Source organism: Streptomyces atriruber (genome assembly GCF_001418325.1).
Taxonomy (GTDB): domain Bacteria; phylum Actinomycetota; class Actinomycetes; order Streptomycetales; family Streptomycetaceae; genus Streptomyces; species Streptomyces atriruber.
Window position 1 is genome coordinate 1 of sequence record NZ_LIPN01000267.1, and the last position, 4,988, is coordinate 4,988.

6 protein-coding genes and 1 pseudogene are annotated in these 4,988 nt (G+C 69.6%); 2 read left to right on the forward strand and 5 right to left on the reverse strand.

Going from position 1 to position 4,988, the window contains the following annotated elements; genetic code table 11:
- Positions 1-734: hypothetical protein (locus AOK03_RS42115; RefSeq protein ID WP_055567833.1), on the reverse strand; the 734-nt coding region annotated here is incomplete at its 3' end.
- 181 nt (positions 735-915) lie between these two features.
- Here AOK03_RS42115 and AOK03_RS26345 point away from each other — a divergent pair.
- On the forward strand, positions 916-2,109 hold the full coding sequence (locus AOK03_RS26345) for an RtcB family protein (protein WP_055567834.1): 1,194 nt from the start codon (positions 916-918) through the stop codon (positions 2,107-2,109).
- Positions 2,110-2,159: 50 nt separating this feature from the next.
- Here AOK03_RS26345 and AOK03_RS26350 read toward each other — a convergent pair whose 3' ends face one another.
- From AOK03_RS26350 to AOK03_RS26365, 4 genes are all read right to left on the reverse strand, one after another.
- Positions 2,160-2,996, reverse strand: coding sequence for a hypothetical protein (locus tag AOK03_RS26350; RefSeq protein WP_055567835.1), 837 nt, complete (start codon positions 2,994-2,996; stop codon positions 2,160-2,162).
- A gap of 183 nt (positions 2,997-3,179) precedes the next feature.
- Positions 3,180-3,389 carry a hypothetical protein gene (locus AOK03_RS26355; RefSeq protein WP_055567836.1) on the reverse strand — a complete coding sequence of 70 codons (210 nt, stop codon included), beginning with the start codon at positions 3,387-3,389 and terminating at the stop codon, positions 3,180-3,182.
- 2 nt (positions 3,390-3,391) lie between these two features.
- Complete coding sequence (locus tag AOK03_RS26360; RefSeq protein ID WP_055567837.1) at positions 3,392-4,162, reverse strand: SDR family NAD(P)-dependent oxidoreductase; 771 nt, start codon at positions 4,160-4,162, stop codon at positions 3,392-3,394.
- Positions 4,163-4,237: 75 nt separating this feature from the next.
- Positions 4,238-4,573 (reverse strand): YnfA family protein, encoded by a 336-nt coding sequence (locus AOK03_RS26365; RefSeq protein WP_055567838.1) that lies wholly within the window; start codon positions 4,571-4,573, stop codon positions 4,238-4,240.
- Positions 4,574-4,712: 139 nt separating this feature from the next.
- On the opposite strand from AOK03_RS26365, the pseudogene AOK03_RS26370 reads away from it, so the two are divergent.
- Positions 4,713-4,988 (forward strand): annotated as a pseudogene (locus AOK03_RS26370) (hypothetical protein); the annotation flags it as partial.

Sequence of the window (4,988 nt, forward strand, 5' to 3'; positions counted from 1 at the left end):
GTGCGGGGCTCCAGGCCGGGGGGCGGGGTGGCGGTCCCGGAGGCGTCGGCGGCGCTGTCCTGGCCCTCGCCGGAGCCCTTCGCGCCCTTCGTGTCCTTGTCGCTGCCCTTGCGGCTGCCCTTGTCGTCGTCGGCCCGGGCGTTCTTCCCGCCCTGCGGCTTGTCGCCGGCCTGGGAGGCACCGCCCGCGCCGTCACCCTTGTCCTTGTCCCCGCTCCAGCCCTTGTCCTTCTCCTGGTCCTCGCCCTCGTCCCCGCTCTCCGTGGGGGAGCCGGACGGCCGGGAGAGGCCCGCGTCCCGCAGCTTCGTCGCGTAGACCTCCGCGGCGCGGGCGTCGTCGCTGACCGTGCCGTCGTACGACACGACGCGCTCGAAGTCGATGAGCAGGTGGTGGGAGGCGCCGGTCGACTCGACCTTCCAGTTGCAGCCCACGCGGCGGTCCGTGTCGTACGTCACCGTGGGCGTGCCCTCGTACGCCTTCTCGCGCTGCTCGGGGTCCTCCATCTCCGGGATGCCGGGCAGCATCGCGTCGAGGGTGTCCTCGTCCACCTCGCCGCAGGGCTCCGGGAGCGTGCGGTACTTGCCGGGCTCCGCCGGGGCGTTCGAACTGCCGCTGCCGCCCGGCTTGGAGTCGTCGCTCTCGTCACCGAGGCCCGACCCGCCGGAGCAGCCGGTCAGCAGCGCCGCGAGGAGTGCGGCGACGCCCGGTACGCAGGCCCTGGCCCTCAGCTGCACCGTGATGGCTCCTCTCACCTGGCTCTGCCTGGATATTGGGTTGCCGCTGGTGGGCGGCCGGTGGACACAATGTGTATCGCACGCGCTGCCGTGGACGCCGGTCCGTCACCCCTTTCGTTGACCTTGGCGCCGGTATTTGCGCTTCAAGGCTTGTGGTTGATCACGGGGGAATGAGGACGATATGTCGTATGTAGAGGTTCCCGGTGCGAAGGTACCGATCCGGATGTGGGCGGACCCTGCCTCGGTCGAGGAAGCGGCGATGCGCCAGCTGCAGAACGTGGCGACACTGCCGTGGGTGGAGGGCCTGGCCGTCATGCCGGACGTCCACTTCGGCAAGGGCGCGACGGTCGGCTCGGTGATCGCCATGCGCGGCGCCGTCTGCCCGGCCGCGGTCGGCGTCGACATCGGCTGCGGCATGTCGGCGGTCAAGACGTCACTGACCGCGAACGACCTTCCGGGTGATCTTTCCCGGCTGCGGTCGCGGATCGAGCAGGTGATTCCGGTGGGGCGGGGCATGCATGACGACCCCGTCGAGCCGGGGCGCTTCCACGGGATGGCGACGGCGGGGTGGGACGACTTCTGGGGGCGGTTCGAGGGGATCGCGGAGGCGGTGAAGTTCCGCGAGGCGCGGGCGGTCAAGCAGATGGGAACGCTTGGCTCCGGAAACCACCATCTCGAAGTTTCGTTCGACTCTGAGGGTGCAGTGTGGCTCACCCTCCACTCCGGGTCGCGCAACATAGGCAAGGAACTCGCCGAGCATCACATCGGCGTCGCCCAGAAGCTCTCGCACAACCAGGGGCTGGTCGACCGTGATCTCGCGGTCTTCGTCTCGGACACCCCGCAGATGGCGGCGTACCGGAACGATCTCTACTGGGCCCAGGAGTACGCGAAGTACAACCGCTCGATCATGATGGCGCTCCTCAAGGACGTGGTCCGCAAGGAGTTCAAGGAGGCGAAGGTGACCTTCGAGCCGGAGATCAGCTGCCACCACAACTACGTGGCGGAGGAACAGTACGAAGGCATGGACCTGCTGGTGACACGTAAGGGCGCGATCCGGGCAGGCACAGGGGATCTCGGGATCATCCCCGGCTCGATGGGCACCGCCACGTACATCGTGAAGGGACTCGGCAACGAGAAGGCCTTCAACTCTGCCTCCCACGGCGCAGGCCGACGCATGAGCCGGGGCGCGGCCAAGCGCCGCTTCTCGACGAAGGACCTGGAGGAGCAGACGCGGGGCGTCGAGTGCCGCAAGGACTCGGGCGTCGTGGACGAGATCCCTGCGGCCTACAAGCCGATCGAGCAGGTGATGGACCATCAGCGCGACCTCGTGGAGGTCGTGGCGAAGCTCAAGCAGGTCGTCTGCGTCAAGGGGTGAAGCGGGCAGGGCCTGTGCTGTTACCGGCACGGACCCCGCTGGTCAGTGGCTCAGTGATCGTTCGAGGGCAGGGGGACACGGCCGCTGCGGAGGCGCCAAAGGCGCAGACTGCAGCTCTGGACCGTCCGTCCCAGCTCCGTGGCCGAGGTCTCGGCATTGCCGTGTTGCAGCAGAATCCGGTCTTCCCATTCTTTCCAGCGGCGACGGGGCGGGGCGTGCTTCATGTCGGCCGGGCGGACCCATGACGCCAGCGTCGAGGCAGCGGCCCGCTTGCGCTCCAGGGCGAGGCACCCCGGGTAGTAGAGGTCTCTCACCAGCTCCATGGCTGGTTCCTTGGTGTAGACGATGTTGTAGATGTTGTCGCGTGCGTTCCGCTTGATCAGGCGCTCGGCGCCGGTGAGCATGCGCGTATATCTGCAGAGGTAGACCCCGACCGCTGTGCTTGCCGTGGTCAGCGAGACGAACGGCAGCCCTTGGCCGGTGTAGCCGACGGCGCCGTCAGCGTCGATGACGCCCCGGAGGTAGTCCCGTCGTGAGAACTCGACGCGCGGGGGCGTGATCCTTTCCGATTTGCGGCCGTAGGGCAGGCCGAGTTCGTTGAGCTTGGTCCTGGCCTCCAGGGAGCACAAGGTCCAGGTGGCCGACGTGTGTGTCTCTGCGAAGTTCGTCGTACGGGTCCGCTCGCTGACGGTGCTGTTGTACGGGGTCAGCCGCTGGAACTCGCGCAGGATCTCGATGTCCCGCACGCTGATCTCGACGGACAGACGCCCCTTCTGTCCGGGGCCTGGCGCGAGATGCCCATCGGCCTGCAAGAAGCCGAACATGTAGGCGTACTCGGGAACGCTGAGGTCCATGAACGGCGGAGCGCTAGGCTCGTGTTCAGCCATGAGGAAGCTCTAGGCCTTCCTGTGTGGTCAGGCCCTCGGCTCGGGGTCGCATCCCGGCTGGGGGCCGTCTCATGTGATGTTGTCGGCCCGAGCCTAGGCAGACCGAACATCAACTGGCATGGCGATAGGACGCGTTCACTGGTGTGGGTGACTCGCGATCTGCGCACGCGCGGAGCGGAACGCCTACTTCGCGTGTTTCACCGCGTAGATCATGACGAACGCGACGATGTGGATGCCGAAGAGGAAGTACGCCAGGTACCACCACACCAGGCGTTCGTTCTTCGCCTCCTCGGCGAGGGCGCGCGCCTCGTGTTCGTGGGTGAGGCGTTCCAGGGGGTCGGGGGAGTCGGCGGAGTACGCGGGGCGGCCGGGGTCGTCGCCGGGGAGGCGCATCGTCACGACTCCCTGTGGACCTTGCTGTTGGACGCCTGGGCGCGCGGGCGGACCACCAGCAGGTCGATGTTGACGTGCGGCGGCCGGGTGACCGCCCAGGTGATCGTGTCCGCCACGTCGTCCGCGGTGAGCGGCTCGGCGACGCCCGCGTAGACCTTCGCGGCCTTGTCGGCGTCGCCGCCGAAGCGGGTCAGGGCGAACTCGTCCGTCTTGACCATGCCGGGGGCGACCTCGATGACGCGGACCGGGGTGCCGACGATCTCCAGGCGGAGGGTCTCGGCGAGGACGTGCTCGGCGTGCTTGGCGGCCACGTAACCGCCGCCTCCCTCGTACGTGCCGTGCCCGGCGGTCGAGGAGAGGACGACCACCGTGCCGTCGCCGCTCGCGGTGAGCGCGGGCAGCAGGGCCTGGGTGACGTTCAGCGTGCCGATGACGTTCGTCTCGTACATCTGGCGCCAGTCGGCCGGGTCCCCGGTGGCGACGGGGTCCGCGCCCAGCGCGCCGCCCGCGTTGTTCACCAGGACGGCGATCTTGCGGAAGGCGGTGGCGAACTCGTCCACGGCCGTGCGGTCGGTGACGTCCAGCGCGTACGCGACCGCGTCGTGCCCGGCGTCGTTGAGCTCGGCGGCGAGGGCCTCGATGCGGTCCTTGCGGCGCGCGGTGAGGACGACGCGGTAGCCCGCGGCGGCGAGACCGCGGGCGGTGGCGGCGCCGATACCGCTGCTCGCGCCGGTGATGATCGCGATGCGGGTGGCGGCTGCGGCGGCGGTCATGGGGCGCTCCTCGGGCAGGGCTCGGTGGGTCGGCGGGTCCGTCGGTCGGTCCGCTCGTCAGGATATGCGGGGCGTTCAGCGGGCCCGCGGCGCGTACATGATCACGGCCATTCCCGCGAGGCAGATCAGCGCTCCGGCGACGTCCCACCGGTCGGGCCGGTAGCCGTCCGCGACCGTGCCCCAGACGATCGATCCCGCGACGAAGATCCCGCCGTACGCGGCGAGGATGCGGCCGAACTCGGCGTCGGGCTGGAGCGTCGCCACGAAACCGTAGATGCCGAGCGCGATCACGCCCGCGCCGATCCACGCCCAGCCCTTGTGCTCGCGCACGCCCTGCCAGACGAGCCAGGCGCCGCCGATCTCGAAGAGGGCGGCGAGGACGAAGAGCGCGGCGGAGCGGGCGATGAGCATGGTCAACAGGGTGGCATGCGGTGTTCTTGCGGGGGCGCAGTGGCATGTATCGGGGCAATAGGTGTGGTTCCGGTCGTGCGGTGTGGTGGTGGAGGTTGTGGTGCGCGGTTCTCGGCTGAGTGTGGTGGTGGCCGCTGGGGTGACTGCGGTGGTCCTCGTGGTGGGGAGCGAGGGGGCTGCGGTGGCCGGTGCGGGAGGCGCCGCCGGCGGAGGCGGCGGGCGTGAGGTCGACCTCGCCTTTCACGGGGACGTGACCTTGCGCGCGGGCGTCGTGCGGGTGCGGTTCGTGCCGCGGAACCACGGGCCCTCGGACCTCGCCGACGCCACCGTGCGGCTGCGCTGGTCGCTGCCGCTCGCGGAGGTGCGGCGGCTGCCCGTGGGGTGTCTGCGGTCGGGCGGGGGCGGGGTGCTGTGC

Excerpts from the sequence above, each read along its gene's own strand:
- AOK03_RS26360 (WP_055567837.1), bottom strand. The coding sequence starts at position 4,162 with ATGACCGCCGCCGCAGCCGCCACCCGCATCGCGATCATCACCGGCGCG.
- AOK03_RS26365 (WP_055567838.1), bottom strand. The coding sequence starts at position 4,573 with ATGCTCATCGCCCGCTCCGCCGCGCTCTTCGTCCTCGCCGCCCTCTTC.
- AOK03_RS26345 (WP_055567834.1), top strand. The coding sequence starts at position 916 with ATGTCGTATGTAGAGGTTCCCGGTGCGAAGGTACCGATCCGGATGTGG.
- AOK03_RS26350 (WP_055567835.1), bottom strand. The coding sequence starts at position 2,996 with ATGGCTGAACACGAGCCTAGCGCTCCGCCGTTCATGGACCTCAGCGTT.
- AOK03_RS26355 (WP_055567836.1), bottom strand. The coding sequence starts at position 3,389 with ATGCGCCTCCCCGGCGACGACCCCGGCCGCCCCGCGTACTCCGCCGAC.